Genomic DNA, 15,180 nt, shown 5'->3' on the forward strand with positions numbered 1-15,180 from the left:
AGAACATTTACTAACTGATGCGTTGTAATCCTGCTGCCAAATCATCAATCAGATCATCACTTGATTCCAAACCAACGTGAACTCTAACTAAGCTGCCACTCAATTTACGTTCAATATTCGGGCGAATTTTCGCAATTTCTTCCGGTTGATTGACCAAAATTAATGATTCATACCCTCCCCAAGAATAAGCCATACTAAATAAACTAAAATGGTCAAGAAATTTCGACATTTCCTGATCATTCAACCGCTTATTTAATTCAAAAGAGAATAATCCACTTGCTCCGCTAAAATCTCGCATAAAAAACTCGTGTCCGAGACAGCTTGGCAGTGCCGGATGATATACGCTTTTCACCTGCGGTTGTTGTGCAAGCCATTGTGCAATTTTAATGCTGCTTTCACCTTGTTGTTGCAAACGTAATGCTAAGGTTCTGATCCCTCTTGCTGTTACATAAGCAGTATCCGCATCCACCATTTGCCCCATCAAATAAGACTGTTCTCTTAATTGCTCCCAAGTTCGTGCATTAGCCACAGCAGTACCAATCATCGCATCAGAATGCCCCACTAAATATTTAGTACCTGCTTGAATTGAAATATCAATATCGTGCTGCAATGCAGGAAATAACAGTCCTCCTGACCAAGTATTATCGATCATAATTACAATATCAGGCTTTTTTGCTCTCACAGCTTGAACAATAGCTGGAATATCAGCTACTTCCATTGTTAAAGAACTAGGAGCTTCTAAAAATAACACTTTTGTATTATCTTCAACTAAATCAGCAATTTTCGCTCCCGTCATTGGATCATAAAAAGTAGTACTGATCCCCATTTTTTTCAAAATGATATTACAGAATTCTTGAGTAGGCTCATATGCCGCGCCAGTTACCAAAATATGATCTCCTTGCTGTACAAACGCCAACAGACTGTTACTAATCGCTGCTGCTCCGCAAGGATAAAGATAACAACCGGCCCCTCCCTCCAATTCGCACATCAGATCTTGTAAAGCGAAATGTGTTAATGTACCTCTACGACCATAAAATAGTGCCTGTTTTGCTCTTTCTTGAGTTGCTTTTTTCTTATCTGCCACTGAATCAAACACTAATGAAGATGCTCTCTGAATAACAGGGTTAACACTCCCTTGCGTAACTCTTTTTCCTCTACCAGCGTGAATCAAATGAGTGTTTTTTTGTTGTATTTGCGTTACCATAATTAAACCTCTTTTTGGTACATAAATCGATTAAACATTAATTGATTTGATAGATAAAAACAACTGTATATTTAGAGGTAAAAGCGGTATCTTTTACCGCGTTAAAACAATGATGGTTTTAAAAATATTGTTTTAGTTTTATGATTAATTAGATATTCTCAAGGAGATAATTATGGTATTAGTAGCTCGTCAAGCACCTGATTTCACAGCTTCAGCAGTTTTAGGTAACGGTGAAATCGTTGACAATTTTAACTTTAAAAAACACGTTGAAGGCAAAGCAGCAGTAATTTTCTTCTGGCCATTAGACTTTACTTTCGTTTGTCCATCAGAAATCATTGCTTTCGACCATCGTTATCAAGAATTCAAAAAACGTGGCGTTGAAGTTATCGGTGTTTCTATTGATTCTCAATTTACTCACAATGCATGGCGTAAAACTCCTGTAGATAAAGGTGGTATCGGCGAAGTTCAATTCGCAATGGTAGCTGACGTTAAACACGCTATCGCTCAAGCATACGGTATTGAACACCCTGAAGCTGGTGTTGCATTACGTGCATCATTCTTAATTGACAAAAACGGTGTTGTTCGTCACCAAGTTGTGAATGATCTTCCATTAGGACGTAATATTGATGAAATGCTTCGTATGGTTGATGCGCTTGCATTCCACGAAGAACACGGCGAAGTTTGCCCTGCACAATGGTCAAAAGGTAAAGAAGGTATGAAAGACAACCCTGAAGGTGTTGCAGCATACTTGAAGAAAAATGCAGATCAACTTTAATCTGTTATTCTAATTTAAATAACCCCACTTAGGTGGGGTTTTTACGTTCTTCCTTTACTTAAATGCCACCAATAATTAAAAATAGCTTAAATAAATTATCATTAAATATATAATTAATATCAAATTAATCGCAATTAACCTATAAATTCATCAAAATTACACTACATCAATAAACTTTTCTTTATTTATATCTTTAATAAACTATTATTACATCCAATATTGCTATACAATAATCCAATTTATTAGTTAGGGGACGATTTTATGCCTAAAATACTTCTGGTCGATGATGATGTCGAATTTACAAGTTTACTTGCTGAAGTTTTAGCAATGGAGAGCTTTGAAGTTGAAGTAGTACACAACGGAGAAGACGCATTACATACTTTAGATCTCAGTTATGATCTTATTCTATTGGATATTATGATGCCTAAACTTGGCGGTATCGAAACATTAAAGCAGATTCGTCAAAAATACAATACACCAGTGTTAATGCTAACCGCACGTGGTGATGATGTTGATAGAATTTTAGGATTGGAACTCGGTGCGGATGATTACCTATCAAAACCATTTAATGACCGCGAACTTGTTGCTCGTATTAAAGCGATTCTTCGTCGAGCAACGAAATTGCCGACATCACCTAATATCAGCAATATTGAATTAAACAACACTGATGATCAAAGAACATTATATTTTGATGACATCGTGCTATTTCCCGGTCGTCAGCAGGTAATGTATCAAGGTAAAGATTTAGAATTAACTGGTACAGAATTCGCTTTATTATCAATGCTTATCCGTAACCCAGGACATATTCTATCTCGCGAATTACTTTCAATTGAAATTTTAGGTAAGCGCTTAACCCCTTTTGATCGGGCAATTGATATGCATATGTCCAATTTACGTAAGAAATTACCACCAAGAAAAGATAATTTACCTTGGTTCAAAACATTAAGAGGAAGAGGTTATCTTCTTGTTACTGAACAATAATCATCTTTGATTTTGGTAAAAGCCCTCAACAATGAGGGCTTTATCTTATTATACGTATACGATAATTGATTTTATCAACTTCTCGCTCTGTTTCTCCTCGCAGAGCAACTATACAACACTACTTTATGAATTGAGCTAGTGTAAAAGAAGTGATACTTTCAAAATTCAATAATTCTATCATCGCAAATAACAGCATTTTAAACTAAGGAGTTTTTGATGAAAAATGCAATATTACGACCATTTACTTCCCTGACCGGTCAAATATATCTCTTTTTTATATTAATTTTCTGCATTGCATTTACCATCGCTGTTATTTTACCTTCTTTTGATTCCCGAAATTACTCCTTAATCGAATCAAGAGAATTAAATGATTACAATAGTATCGTTTTTTCTATAATGGAAAAGATGAGTTCTACAGATGTGTTAAATATAAAAAATACCGATAATTTTTTGGAAAAAAAGTATAACTTAAATTTTGCTTTTATTAACAATAATGATGTTATTTTTAGTAAAAATTATAAAGATCTAGTAAATTTAAGGGATTTTATCTACCACTCAAATAGCCCACTAATTCCACAAAAAAAGCAATTTGATGACACTCAGATTATAGGACCATTTCAAATTAAATTAGATAATAGTGCAAATAACTTAGATAAATTAGATACTTATCGCATTTATTTTATAAAACCAACTAAGCCTCTTTCTCCAATTATCCAAGCATTTTTTGACAAACCAGTCTTAATGCTGATCATTATTGTGATTTTAACTGCACCGTTATTATTAATCCTATCTTATCGAATTACTAAACCAATTATTGAATTACGTAAAGCGGTAAATAATGTTGCTGTCGGTAATTTTTCAATTAATACTGATCTTGAAAAAAATGGACCTAAAGAAATTCGAGCAGTAGGCAAAAGTTTTAATCAAATGGTAACGGCAATAGATAATCTATTAAACTCGCAAAAAAGAATGTTATCCGATATTTCACACGAATTAAGAACACCTCTAGCACGCTTAAAATTATCAGCCGCAATTTTGCGTCGCAAAAATGGCGAAACACCCGAATTAACCAGAATCGAAACAGAAGCAGAACGTTTAGAGCAGATGATTAACGATATTTTAAATATTTCCCGTCAACAAATTAACACACATCTTGAACACGAGATATTTCCTATTGAGGAAATTTGGGACGACGTTCTCGAAAATGCACGTTTTGAAACGGAACAATCAAAACAACAGCTCATTATTAATAATCAAATAAAACACCCCCATCGTTATCGTATTAATGGTAATCCAAACGCACTGGCTGGAGCATTAGAAAATATTATCCGTAATGCAGAAAAATATGGTAACAATACGATTAAAGTCTCTTTCTCTATTAACAAAAATGAACTGATTATGATAGTAGAAGATGATGGTAATGGTATCGATGAAAGTGAGTATCAGAATATATTCCAACCATTTTATCGTATTGATACCGCACGTACACGTGAGAGCGGCGGCATTGGATTAGGATTAGCCATTGTATTTAATACCGTACAACAGCATCAAGGATATATTTCTGCACAAAAAAGTGAACTTGGAGGTTTATCTATCGAAATTCGATTACCTTTATGGTTTGATTAAAAATTAAGGTATTTTTATCCATTAAATGCTAAAAAATCGATAAAATTCTATATAAATTAAATTTTTATTTTTTTTATAACAAGCTTATGTTATCGTGCACGATAAATATAAAAAGAGATAAAACATTACAACACGGAGAACAATAATGGAAGTTTTACACCAATTAATTAAAAACATTAATGATCCTCTGTGGAATATCGTCACAATTATGTTGTTAGGTACAGGGCTTTATTTCACATTATCAATGTTTTTTGTCCAAATCCGCTTACTGCCACAAAGTATTCGCGAAATGCTTGGAGCCCGTAGTGTTGATAGAAAGCACGCCATCAGCCCGTTTCAAGCTTTTGTAACCGGATTAGCGAGTCGAGTCGGAGTTGGCAACATTGCAGGTGTATCATTAGCAATCACTTATGGTGGTCCTGGTGCAGTATTTTGGATGTGGATGACGGCTCTGCTTGGAATGAGCAGTGCATTTGCTGAATCCTCTTTAGCGCAATTATTCAAAGTAAAAGATCTTGCCGGACATTTTCGTGGTGGCCCAGCTTATTATATTACTTCCGGCTTAAAACAGCGTTGGTTCGGCTGGCTATTTGCGATCTGTCTGATTATTACTTATGGTTTTGTATTTAACGCTGTACAATCAAACACCATTGCTGAAGCAGGAAACGGGGCTTGGGGATGGACACCGGAAGCAACTGGTGTTGCACTAGTCATTCTCACTGCACCAATGATTTTTGGTGGAATTCGTAGAATTTCTAAAATTGCAGAAGTCTTAGTGCCTTTGATGGCATTGCTCTATATTGCTATGGCTGTTTTTATTTTATGCAAAAATTTTTCGTTATTACCAACTACCATTCATCTCATTATTTCTTCCGCATTCAATTTTGATGCTGCCGCTAGTGGTTTTTTCGGTGCAATATTTTCACAAGCTATGATGTATGGCATCAAACGCGGTCTATACTCCAATGAAGCAGGAATGGGATCTGCACCTAATGCGGCTGCAACTGCAGATGTTGATCACCCTGTCAGCCAAGGCCTCATTCAAATGTTGGGCGTTTTTGTTGATACTATTGTTATCTGTACCGCAACTGCCGTTATTGTTTTACTTTCTGGTGAATCCATCTCTTCTGAAATTACTGGGGCTCAATTAACTCAACTTGCTATTGAGCATCAAGTTGGTGCTTGGGGAAAAGATTTCCTTGCTTTAATTTTATTTATGTTTGCCTTCTCAACCATTATCGGTAATTACGCTTATGCAGAAGGAAACATTAAATTTATTAAAAATAATCCAACAATGATTATGTTATTTAGAATGTTAGTGCTAGCAATGGTTTATTTTGGTGCAGTTCAAAAAATGCAATTAGTTTGGGATATGGCGGACACTTTTATGGGATTAATGGCAATGATTAACTTAATTGCAATTCTATTACTTTCGCCAATCGTCTGGCTACTTTTAAGAGATTACCAACAACAATTAAAAACAACTAAATCGCCTATATTTAAGGTTGAAAAATATCCTCATTTAGCCTCTCGAGTTAAATCGAATATTTGGCGTTAATCAAAATAAAAATGGCAGGGTTAATCTCATTATTAAACCTGCCATTTTATGATTAGTTTACAGCAACTACTTAATTCCCTTATGCCTTAACAACGCGTCCAACTTAGGTTCGCGTCCTCTAAAACGTTTAAACAATGTCATCGGTTCTTCTGATCCACCCTGCGTCAAAATATTATCTAAAAATGATTTCCCTGTTTCTGCATTAAAAATACCTTCTTCTTCAAAACGAGAAAACGCATCTGCCGATAATACCTCTGCCCAAAGATAACTGTAATAACCAGCGGAATAACCACCTGCAAAAATATGACTGAAGCTATGAGGTGTGCGTACCCAATCAGGAGTTTGGAATACTGCCACGTCTTTTTTCACCTCTTTTGCAATCTGCTTCAATTGATCTTTTTTATTCGGATCAAATTCATAATGCAAACGGAAATCAAATAAACCAAATTCCAACTGGCGCAATACAAACATCGCTGCGTGGAAATTCTTCGCTTTAATCAATTGCGATAATTTCTCTTTTGGCAATGGCTCGTGAACTTGATAATGACCAGAAATAAAGTTTAGAGCCTCTTCTTCCCAACACCAATTTTCCATAAATTGACTTGGCAATTCGACTGCATCCCAAGGCACACCATTAATCCCAGAAACATCACCAGTTTCAATTTTCGTCAACATATGATGAATACCGTGACCAAATTCATGGAATAAAGTTGTTACTTCATCGTGTGTAAACAATGCCAGTTTATCTCCTACCGGACGATTAAAATTACACACTAAATACGCTACCGGTTTTTGCAATGAACCATCCAATTTCCGTTTGCGACTAATGCAATCATCCATCCAAGCGCCACCACGTTTATGTTCTCGAGCGTAAAGATCCAAATAAAAACTTCCTCTGATTTCCCCAGTTTCATCAACCAAATCGAAAAAACGAACATCAGGATGGTAAGTATCCACATCAAAACGTTCTACTGCATTAATCTTAAAAATCCGTGAAACCACCTCAAATAAACCAGATAATACGCGATTTTCTGGGAAATATGGTCTAAGTTCTTCATCATTAATGGCAAAAAGTGCCTGTTTTTGTTTTTCACTGTAGAAGGTAATATCCCAAGGCTCTAAATGCTCAATACCAAAATTGTTTTCACAAAATTGCTGTAATTCAGCAAACTCTCTATCCCCTTGTGCTTTCGAACGATGGGCAAGATCCGTTAAGAAATCCAACACCTGTTTTGGACTTTCCGCCATTTTAGTTGCTAAAGATAGATCAGCATAAGTTTTGAAACCTAACAATTTTGCCAACTCATATCTAAGCGTCAAAATTTCTTGCATAATCGCAGAATTATCCCATTTACCAGCATTCGGACCTTGATCTGACGCTCTAGTGGTAAATGCTCTATACATCTCTTCACGCAATGCTCTATTTTCACAATAAGTCATTACCGGCAAATAGCTAGGAAATTCTAACGTAAAACGATAGCCTTCCACTCCTTTGCTCTCTGCCGATGCTTTTGCAGCCAGCAACGCACTCTCAGGCAAACCGGACAATGCTTGCTCATCAGTAATAACTTTATCCCACCCCATTGTGGCATCCAGTACATTATTGCTAAATTGCGAACTTAATTCCGATAAACGCGCAACAATTTCTGCATAACGTTGCTGCTGTTCAGCCGGCAATGAAATCCCGGATAATTCAAAATCACGCAGACTATTTTCAATTGCCTTCTTCTGATCTTTCGCTAAGGTTTCAAATTCGGCGCTATTTTTTAACTGTAAATAAGCTTGATACAAACCTTGATGTTGCCCAATCCAAGTGCTGTATTCAGAAAGCAACGGTAAACACGCTTGATACGCTTCTCTTAACTCTGCGCTATTCTTAACCGCATTTAAATGCGCTACCGGCGACCAAGCTTTGCTTAAACGATCATTCACTTCTGACAGTGGAAGATAAAAATCGTGCCAAGTAAATTTGCCCTGTTTTAACACTTTCTCAACCGTATCCCGACACGCTTGAATTAACTTCGTAATCGCTGGCTGAATATGTTGCACTTCTATCTTAGAAAATTGAGGTAACCCTTGAAAATCAAGTAATGGATTTGACATTGTTATTATCCTTTTTCATACAAACGTAATTGTTGTAATTGGGGAAAGTTTGAGGGATTTCAAGGGGAGTGAGAAAAAACAAAACCTCCTAAATCTAACGATCTAGGAGGTTTCACTTATTAATTTACATCGCTATTCACTAAATTCTTCTTTGGTTTTGCTACTTTGAATGCCTCAATTAAATTATAAACTGCTTCCTTTGCCATATTATATCTTGTTTCATAAGTCGCCGATCCTATATGTGGAGTGATTACCACATTATCTAATTTCAATAATTCCGAATCTAATGGTAAAGGTTCTTGTTCAAACACATCTAAACCAGCAGCTAAAATCCTTTTTTCTTTTAATACTTCTATTAAAGCATTTTGATCAATTATCTTACCGCGACCACCATTAATCAAAATAGAAGAAGGCTTCATTAATAACAATTTTTCTTTATTAATCAATTTTTCTGTTTCTTTTGTTAATGGCAAAGTAATACAAACAAAATCAGATAACTTCAATAGTTCATCTAAACTATACCATTTAGCCTTATAATCATTTTCTACATCAAATTTTCTACTTCTATTTGTATATAAAACTTCCATATCAAACCCTAAGTAAGCCCTTTTTGCCACAGCTGCACCAATTTTTCCCATCCCAATAATACCTATTTTTTTATGGTGTACATCTGTTCCAAATAAGGATTCATCAATACCCTTTTTCCATTTTCCTTGATATATAAAATTTGATGTTTCCACTACTCGTCTAGCTGTTGACAATAATAATGTAAAAACTAGATCTGCTGTGGTATCAGTCAAAACATCAGGTGTATGCATTAATCTTATACCTTTTTCTGTTAATTGATTAACATCAAAATTATCATAACCTGCTGAAATAGTAGAAATAACTTTTAAATTATCGGCGCTATCTAAGATATCTCCTTTTAAATCAAAACTAGAACCGATTAACCCTTCGGCAGAAGGTAATTGCTTAATAAATTCAGAATAATTCTCCTTATTAATTTTATTAAAAAATACTATATCAAAATTATCTTTCAAAATATTTAGTAAATCATCCGGAATTTTTTTATATAAAATAACTTTTTTCTTTTTCATAATTCATAAATCCTATATATCATATTTTGACAATTGTTCTTTATTCGGTAAACCGTCATTATCTCCGGGAAATTGAACAGCCAAAGCACCAAAAAAATTTCCTCTTTTAGCAGCTTGCTCCAATGTCTTATTTTCTAATAAAGCACTAATTACTCCCACAGCAAAAGCATCGCCAGCACCGACAGTGTCAATAATATTATCAACTTTAACCGCCGGAACAGTACCCTCATTCCCAATTGAGTCTCTAAAATAAGCACCTTTTTTTCCTAATTTTATAATGACCTTTTTGGCTCCATTTTTTATATAAAAATCAGCAATGTCTTCATTAGAATCATATCCTGTTAATATCTTTCCCTCATTAATTCCTGGTAAAACAATATCTGCCTTAGAAGCTAAATAATTAATCTTTTCCCTCATAACATTTTCGTTTTTCCACAGAACAGGACGAAGATTAGGGTCAAATGTGATTATTCCGGATTTACTACGAACTTGATTTATCAAATATTCTGCCACATCAAAACAATTATCCGATAAAGCCGGAGCAATCCCTGTAATATGCAAGAATTTAGTATTTATTACTTTATCCAGATCTGCAATAGATAAATAACTAGCAGCAGATCCTCTTCTAAAGTATTCAACTTCAGGATCACCGTTCATATTTTTTAATTTAGATTTTAATTGAAATCCGGTTCTATGCGTAGAATCTATTTTAACAAAATCACTATTAATATTTTCCTTATTTAAATAATTTAATATTGTTCTACCAAAAGAATCCTTTCCTATTTTACTAATCCAACTTACATTAAAACCTAATCTGGCTATGCCCGTAGCAACATTCAATTCTGCTCCTGCAACTCCTTTACTAAAATAACTAACATCATCTAAAGGTTTTTCTTCCCCTGCAATAAACATTATCATTGCCTCACCAAAAGTCACTACATCAAAAATATTTTTCATATTTTATCCTCTATAATATTGTAGAACCTCGTTCAATTAACCTTCCGGAATAAGCAATATTATTTCTTTCTACAACTGATTTATTAATCCTATTTATTAGTAATTTACAAGCCATATAACCAATATCGTAAGTAGGTTGCTCTAATACAGATATTCCTCCTGGTATAATATTACTCCAATTAGGATTATCAAATGTAATAAATCCAATATCCTTACCCACCTTTATCTCTATTTTTTCAAGTATAGATAATAAATTCAATGCTACCTTTCCATTTACAGAGATAATAGCTATTTTTTTATCTTTATTCTTGATAAAGAAATTTAAAATTTCATTTTTTAAAAAAGAAGAATTTTCTGAATCATTTACTTCTAAAACTTTCCCTATCACATTAATATTACTTACAATATATTCTTTAAATGTTTGTACTCTGATTGATCTCGCTTGACTTAACTGCACATTTTCTGTCACGAATAGTAATGCATTAAATTTCTTATTTAATAAATAATCAATCATCATTCTAGTAGATTTTTTATTATCCAATCCCACTAGATCACATTTGTAATTAGATATCTCTCTATCTACAGAAACAACAGGAATACTATAAGAAGAAAGAACATAATTTTCTATCTGTAAACTTTGAATAATTACTCCCTCAACCTGATAACTAGATAATGATTTTAAAATTTTTGTTTCTCTTTCAAAACTATCATTTGTACTAAATAATAATAGTGCATGGTCATTCTCAAAAGCATACTTTTCTGCGCCTTGAAATAATTCAATTGAATAAGAGTTATTTATATCAGAGACAATGAGAGCAATCAGTTTAGTATTTCCTCTTTTTACTCCTTGTGCAATTTGGCTAGGGAAGTAATTTAATTTTTCAACTGCCTTTTCTATCCTAGCTACAGTATCTGGAGCTATTAAATTAAATTTTTTATTTAAAAATCTTGATACTGTAGCTTTACTTACTTTCGCTAATTTTGCTACATCATTTATCGTTGCTTTTTTTTGCATATCTCATAACATAATTAACTAATTATAATATCACTTAATAGAATACTCGGAATAAATATAACAACAGCCAGCACTACTAAAATAATTGCTATATACGGTAAAACAGCTTTAAATGATCTATCTATAGACAATCCACCAATTACACTAGAAATTAACAAACACAATCCATAAGGAGGTGTAATTAATCCTATAGATAATGTAATAATAATTACAATTCCTAATTGGACAGGATCAACACCTATAGATTGTGCTACAGGATAAATGACAGGAACAAATAATACCATTGCTGGAATAGCATCCATAAATGTTCCGATAAATAGGAAAAATAAAATAATTAATAAGAAAAATAAGTATTCTCCACTATATAAATTGCTAAAAAATCCAGCAACAATATGGTTGATTTTCATATATCCTAGAAACTCTCCCAATGCTGAGGCAGCTGCCAGTGCAAATAAAGATAAACAACTTAGCTCCAATGTTTCTATTAATATTTTAGGAATATCTCTATAACTAATAGTTTTATAATAATATGCACTCACTAAATATGCATAAATCGCAGAAAATGCCGCCGCTTCAGTTGCAGTAAAGATACCAAATACGATACCTAAAATAATAATTAATGGGGTTAATAATGCTGGCAATGACTGCTTAAAAAGTTGCCAAAATAGAGATAATGTTATCGGTTTTTCTTTTGGTAAATGTTCTTTTATCGCAACATAATAAACAAAAGCCATCATTCCCAAACCAATTAATATTCCTGGCAATAACCCTCCAATAAATAACTTACCAACAGAGGTATTCGTTAATCCAGCGTAAATAACCATAGTAATACTTGGTGGAATAATACTACCTATTGTCGAGGATGCTGCTGTAACGCCTACAGCCATTTCTTTACTATAGCCTTTATCTATCATATTCGGGATCAATATTTTTCCTATTCCTGCTGTATCTGCTTGAGATGAACCGCTTACTCCAGCAAATAACATAGAAACTAAAATATTTGCATGCCCTAAACCACCAGGATAACGTCCTACAATTCCTAATGAAAAGTTGATTAATTTCTTTGAAATATTTCCTCTATTCATAATAGAAGCAGTTAAAATAAATAAAGGAACAGCTAATAAAACATAGGAATTTAAGCCATAAAACATTTTCATTGGAATAACTGTATATGGAACATTACCAATAAAAGCAATCCCAAGTAAAGCAGAAATAGCAATAGAATATGCAATAGGAATTCCAATAAATATAAACAATATAAATAATATAGTAATAGCTAAAAGTGTCATTATTTTTTCCTTATCAGCAAACTAATTTTATCAAAGCAGTCTTCTAATAAAAATAGGATAATACTTGAAAAAGTAATTGGTAAAATCAACCAAACATATCCCTGTCTAAAAATAGGTATAGTAACCCATTTAGAATTCCAAAATGATGAAGTAATTTCAGCTGAGTAGACTAGACATATTATAGAAAAACATAATATTATCCCATTCTGAATAAGAGATAATATACATTTATATTGTTCTGATTCTATTTTGTTTTTTAAGAAAGAAAAGCTGAAATGTCTTTTTTTTCTTGTCATTACTGCCGCGCCTAATAATATCGACCAAATAAAAGCATTTACTGAAAGCTCTTCTGTCCAAATAACACTGATATGAAAATAGCGACTAATAACTTGTATAAATGTTGTCATCACAAATATTGAAAGGAAACAGGCGCTAATTATTAGCTCCAATTTAGCTATGATATCAATCACCTTACGCATAATTAATCCTTAGCCAGTTCTCTAATTTGCTCTATGACATCTATCATAGTATGTTCTTTACCCCATTTATCCTGGATTTCAACTGCTTTTATGACAAATGGTGTAGTATCAAGACTATTAACTTTTGCTCCATCAGCAATAGCTTTTTCTTTGTAATTTTTTTCTTCTGCATAAACTGCATTTCTTTCAGCATCTGTCGCTGCTTTCATTGCATTTTCAAATACTTCCTTATGTTTATCATCTAATTTATCCCATAATCCTGAACGTACTAATAAAAATCTTGTTGTATAATCGTGACCAGTTTCAGAAATATATTTACCATTACTTGTTTTGTGGTGTTCCATTGGAACTAAATAAGGATAGGCGTTTTCAGCACCATCAACAACATTACTGCTTAATGCTTGGTACAACTCCGCCCAAGCAACTGATGTAGGAATTGCCCCAACACTTAGCCAATAATCAGAAACAACACCGGATGTTTGAGTTCTAATTTTAAGCCCTTTTAAATCTTCCGGTTTAAATACTGGTTTCTTACCGTACCAATGACGAACACCGGCAGTCCAATAACTTTTCACATAATATTTCTTACCTGATTTTTCATAGATAATATCTGCAATTTTCTTACCGATATCTCCATCAACAACTTTTTCCCAATGTTTATAATCATTGAAAAGATAGAGTAGAGAAAATATATCTACCTCATCAATTCCTAATGAAGTCATAAATCCTGGTGAAACTAAAACAACATCAGCACCACCTAAAATAAGTTTTTCAACTAATTCATTTTCATTTGTACCAATAGTTCCGGCATGCACCTCAATATTAAATAGTTGAGATTGTTCCGCATCATCTTTAAGTTTTAACATTCCTGTCTGATAAGGACTATCTAAATTTGTCTGATTATGTGCAGCAACAACATTTACTTTTCCTGTATCAGAAGTATTTTTATCATCACATCCATTGAGTAATACTAAAGAAGATAACAGCAATGCTAAAATTGATTTTTTCATAAGGAACTCCCGTTAACATAATGACTAAATTTATACTTAAACCTATTATGAAACCGGTTTCACAACAATAAGGAAAGTAAAGAAAGGTGATCACTATCACAAAAAATTTACGCTTTTTATTTATTAATCTATATCAAATATCCAAAACACCTTTCCAATTTTGATCTAGATACTTTAGAATATTGCTTACATTTCCATCATTACCGATTCCTTTTACTATGAATACATCAATGAAAGTTGAAGAATTAGAAAATAAAATTAGAGAACGTTATGACAACTTAAGTAAACGACTAAAACAAGTTGCCAAATATATTTTAGATAATCCAAATAGTGTTGTTTTTGATACTGTTGCTATAATTGCAGAGCGAGCAGATGTTCCCCCCTCTACATTAATCCGTTTTGCAAATGTATTTGGTTTCAAAGGCTTTAATGAAATGAAACAAATTTTCAAAGAAAGCTTAATAGAATCAACAGCAGATTACCAAGAACGTGCAGAATTATTCTATAAAATAGGTGAAAAAAGAAATGAACAAAGTAGCCCTGAAAATATTCTCGCCGTTTTTTCTCATGCCAATGCGGCAGCTCTCACACAATTATCTAATAGCATTGACCCAAAACAACTAAATGAAGCAGTACAATTACTTGATTCTGCTAATACTATATTCATTATTGGATTAAGACGTTCATATAGTGTAGCCTGTTATTTAAATTATGCTTTACATCATCTTAATCGTCGCTCCTTTATTATTGATGGTTTAGGTGGGATGTTTGAAGAACAATTAAATATTATAAAACCAGGCGATGTTGTCGTTGCAATCAGTTTTTCGCCTTATGCCAAAGAAACACTTAATATTTTGGACTCTGTAGCTAAAGCTGGAATTAGACAAATCGCAATTACAGACAGTCAGTTAAGTCCTTTAGTCAGTTTTAGTGATATCGCGTTCATTATAAAAGAAGCTCATATCAATGGATTTCGCTCACAATGTTCAACAATGAATCTTGTGCAGAGTTTGGCAATTTCACTTGCTTTCAAACAAAAATCATAATAAAAACGGCTAATTTCCCAACAAAATTAGCCGTTTAACA

Annotated in this window: 13 protein-coding genes; 5 read left to right on the forward strand and 8 right to left on the reverse strand. The window is 33.3% G+C overall.

The window, feature by feature from the left end:
• Nucleotides 1-10: 10 nt before the first annotated feature.
• Nucleotides 11-1,204, reverse strand: coding sequence for a cystathionine beta-lyase (metC, locus tag ACXPAV_RS08005; RefSeq protein ID WP_458003186.1), 1,194 nt, complete (start codon nucleotides 1,202-1,204; stop codon nucleotides 11-13).
• A 172-nt stretch (nucleotides 1,205-1,376) separates the two neighbouring features.
• Between metC and ACXPAV_RS08010 the strand changes: the two genes are divergently transcribed.
• The 4 genes from ACXPAV_RS08010 (at nucleotide 1,377) to ACXPAV_RS08025 (ending at nucleotide 6,144) form a co-directional block, all read left to right on the forward strand.
• On the forward strand, nucleotides 1,377-1,979 hold the full coding sequence (locus ACXPAV_RS08010) for a peroxiredoxin C (protein ID WP_039173097.1): 603 nt from the start codon (nucleotides 1,377-1,379) through the stop codon (nucleotides 1,977-1,979).
• Nucleotides 1,980-2,240: 261 nt separating this feature from the next.
• On the forward strand, nucleotides 2,241-2,960 hold the full coding sequence (gene cpxR, locus ACXPAV_RS08015) for an envelope stress response regulator transcription factor CpxR (protein ID WP_458003187.1): 720 nt from the start codon (nucleotides 2,241-2,243) through the stop codon (nucleotides 2,958-2,960).
• A gap of 216 nt (nucleotides 2,961-3,176) precedes the next feature.
• The gene (gene cpxA / locus ACXPAV_RS08020) at nucleotides 3,177-4,586 is read left to right on the forward strand and encodes an envelope stress sensor histidine kinase CpxA (RefSeq protein WP_039173107.1); all 1,410 of its coding nucleotides are present in this window, start codon (nucleotides 3,177-3,179) and stop codon (nucleotides 4,584-4,586) included.
• Nucleotides 4,587-4,731: 145 nt separating this feature from the next.
• A complete protein-coding gene (locus ACXPAV_RS08025; protein WP_458003188.1) occupies nucleotides 4,732-6,144 on the forward strand; it encodes an alanine/glycine:cation symporter family protein in 1,413 nt (470 codons plus the stop codon).
• A 66-nt stretch (nucleotides 6,145-6,210) separates the two neighbouring features.
• On the opposite strand, the gene prlC is transcribed toward ACXPAV_RS08025, so the two are convergent.
• The 7 genes from prlC to ACXPAV_RS08060 all read right to left on the reverse strand — a co-directional run bounded on the left by prlC (nucleotide 6,211) and on the right by ACXPAV_RS08060 (nucleotide 14,094).
• Nucleotides 6,211-8,253 carry an oligopeptidase A gene (gene prlC, locus ACXPAV_RS08030; RefSeq protein WP_458004406.1) on the reverse strand — a complete coding sequence of 681 codons (2,043 nt, stop codon included), beginning with the start codon at nucleotides 8,251-8,253 and terminating at the stop codon, nucleotides 6,211-6,213.
• A 113-nt stretch (nucleotides 8,254-8,366) separates the two neighbouring features.
• Entirely contained in the window at nucleotides 8,367-9,344 is a 978-nt protein-coding gene (locus tag ACXPAV_RS08035; protein WP_458003189.1) for a 2-hydroxyacid dehydrogenase, read from the reverse strand.
• A gap of 12 nt (nucleotides 9,345-9,356) precedes the next feature.
• Complete coding sequence (locus tag ACXPAV_RS08040; RefSeq protein WP_458003190.1) at nucleotides 9,357-10,301, reverse strand: sugar kinase; 945 nt, start codon at nucleotides 10,299-10,301, stop codon at nucleotides 9,357-9,359.
• 10 nt (nucleotides 10,302-10,311) lie between these two features.
• Nucleotides 10,312-11,316 (reverse strand): LacI family DNA-binding transcriptional regulator, encoded by a 1,005-nt coding sequence (locus tag ACXPAV_RS08045; protein ID WP_458003191.1) that lies wholly within the window; start codon nucleotides 11,314-11,316, stop codon nucleotides 10,312-10,314.
• Between the two features lie 14 nt (nucleotides 11,317-11,330).
• Complete coding sequence (locus tag ACXPAV_RS08050) at nucleotides 11,331-12,605, reverse strand: TRAP transporter large permease (protein WP_039086391.1); 1,275 nt, start codon at nucleotides 12,603-12,605, stop codon at nucleotides 11,331-11,333.
• Nucleotides 12,605-13,084 (reverse strand): TRAP transporter small permease, encoded by a 480-nt coding sequence (locus ACXPAV_RS08055; protein ID WP_065230626.1) that lies wholly within the window; start codon nucleotides 13,082-13,084, stop codon nucleotides 12,605-12,607. The genes ACXPAV_RS08050 and ACXPAV_RS08055 overlap by 1 nt, the downstream gene beginning before the upstream one ends.
• A gap of 2 nt (nucleotides 13,085-13,086) precedes the next feature.
• On the reverse strand, nucleotides 13,087-14,094 hold the full coding sequence (locus ACXPAV_RS08060) for a TRAP transporter substrate-binding protein (RefSeq protein ID WP_458003192.1): 1,008 nt from the start codon (nucleotides 14,092-14,094) through the stop codon (nucleotides 13,087-13,089).
• 218 nt (nucleotides 14,095-14,312) lie between these two features.
• On the opposite strand from ACXPAV_RS08060, the gene ACXPAV_RS08065 reads away from it, so the two are divergent.
• The gene (locus tag ACXPAV_RS08065; protein ID WP_458003193.1) at nucleotides 14,313-15,140 is read left to right on the forward strand and encodes a MurR/RpiR family transcriptional regulator; all 828 of its coding nucleotides are present in this window, start codon (nucleotides 14,313-14,315) and stop codon (nucleotides 15,138-15,140) included.
• Nucleotides 15,141-15,180: the final 40 nt, after the last annotated feature.

The sequence above is a fragment of the Gallibacterium sp. ZY190522 genome (assembly GCF_054166015.1).

Excerpts from the sequence above, each read along its gene's own strand:
- ACXPAV_RS08035 (WP_458003189.1), bottom strand. The coding sequence starts at position 9,344 with ATGAAAAAGAAAAAAGTTATTTTATATAAAAAAATTCCGGATGATTTA.
- ACXPAV_RS08045 (WP_458003191.1), bottom strand. The coding sequence starts at position 11,316 with ATGCAAAAAAAAGCAACGATAAATGATGTAGCAAAATTAGCGAAAGTA.
- metC (WP_458003186.1), bottom strand. The coding sequence starts at position 1,204 with ATGGTAACGCAAATACAACAAAAAAACACTCATTTGATTCACGCTGGT.
- ACXPAV_RS08010 (WP_039173097.1), top strand. The coding sequence starts at position 1,377 with ATGGTATTAGTAGCTCGTCAAGCACCTGATTTCACAGCTTCAGCAGTT.
- ACXPAV_RS08050 (WP_039086391.1), bottom strand. The coding sequence starts at position 12,605 with ATGACACTTTTAGCTATTACTATATTATTTATATTGTTTATATTTATT.
- ACXPAV_RS08025 (WP_458003188.1), top strand. The coding sequence starts at position 4,732 with ATGGAAGTTTTACACCAATTAATTAAAAACATTAATGATCCTCTGTGG.
- cpxR (WP_458003187.1), top strand. The coding sequence starts at position 2,241 with ATGCCTAAAATACTTCTGGTCGATGATGATGTCGAATTTACAAGTTTA.
- ACXPAV_RS08055 (WP_065230626.1), bottom strand. The coding sequence starts at position 13,084 with ATGCGTAAGGTGATTGATATCATAGCTAAATTGGAGCTAATAATTAGC.
- ACXPAV_RS08040 (WP_458003190.1), bottom strand. The coding sequence starts at position 10,301 with ATGAAAAATATTTTTGATGTAGTGACTTTTGGTGAGGCAATGATAATG.
- ACXPAV_RS08065 (WP_458003193.1), top strand. The coding sequence starts at position 14,313 with ATGAATACATCAATGAAAGTTGAAGAATTAGAAAATAAAATTAGAGAA.
- ACXPAV_RS08060 (WP_458003192.1), bottom strand. The coding sequence starts at position 14,094 with ATGAAAAAATCAATTTTAGCATTGCTGTTATCTTCTTTAGTATTACTC.
- cpxA (WP_039173107.1), top strand. The coding sequence starts at position 3,177 with ATGAAAAATGCAATATTACGACCATTTACTTCCCTGACCGGTCAAATA.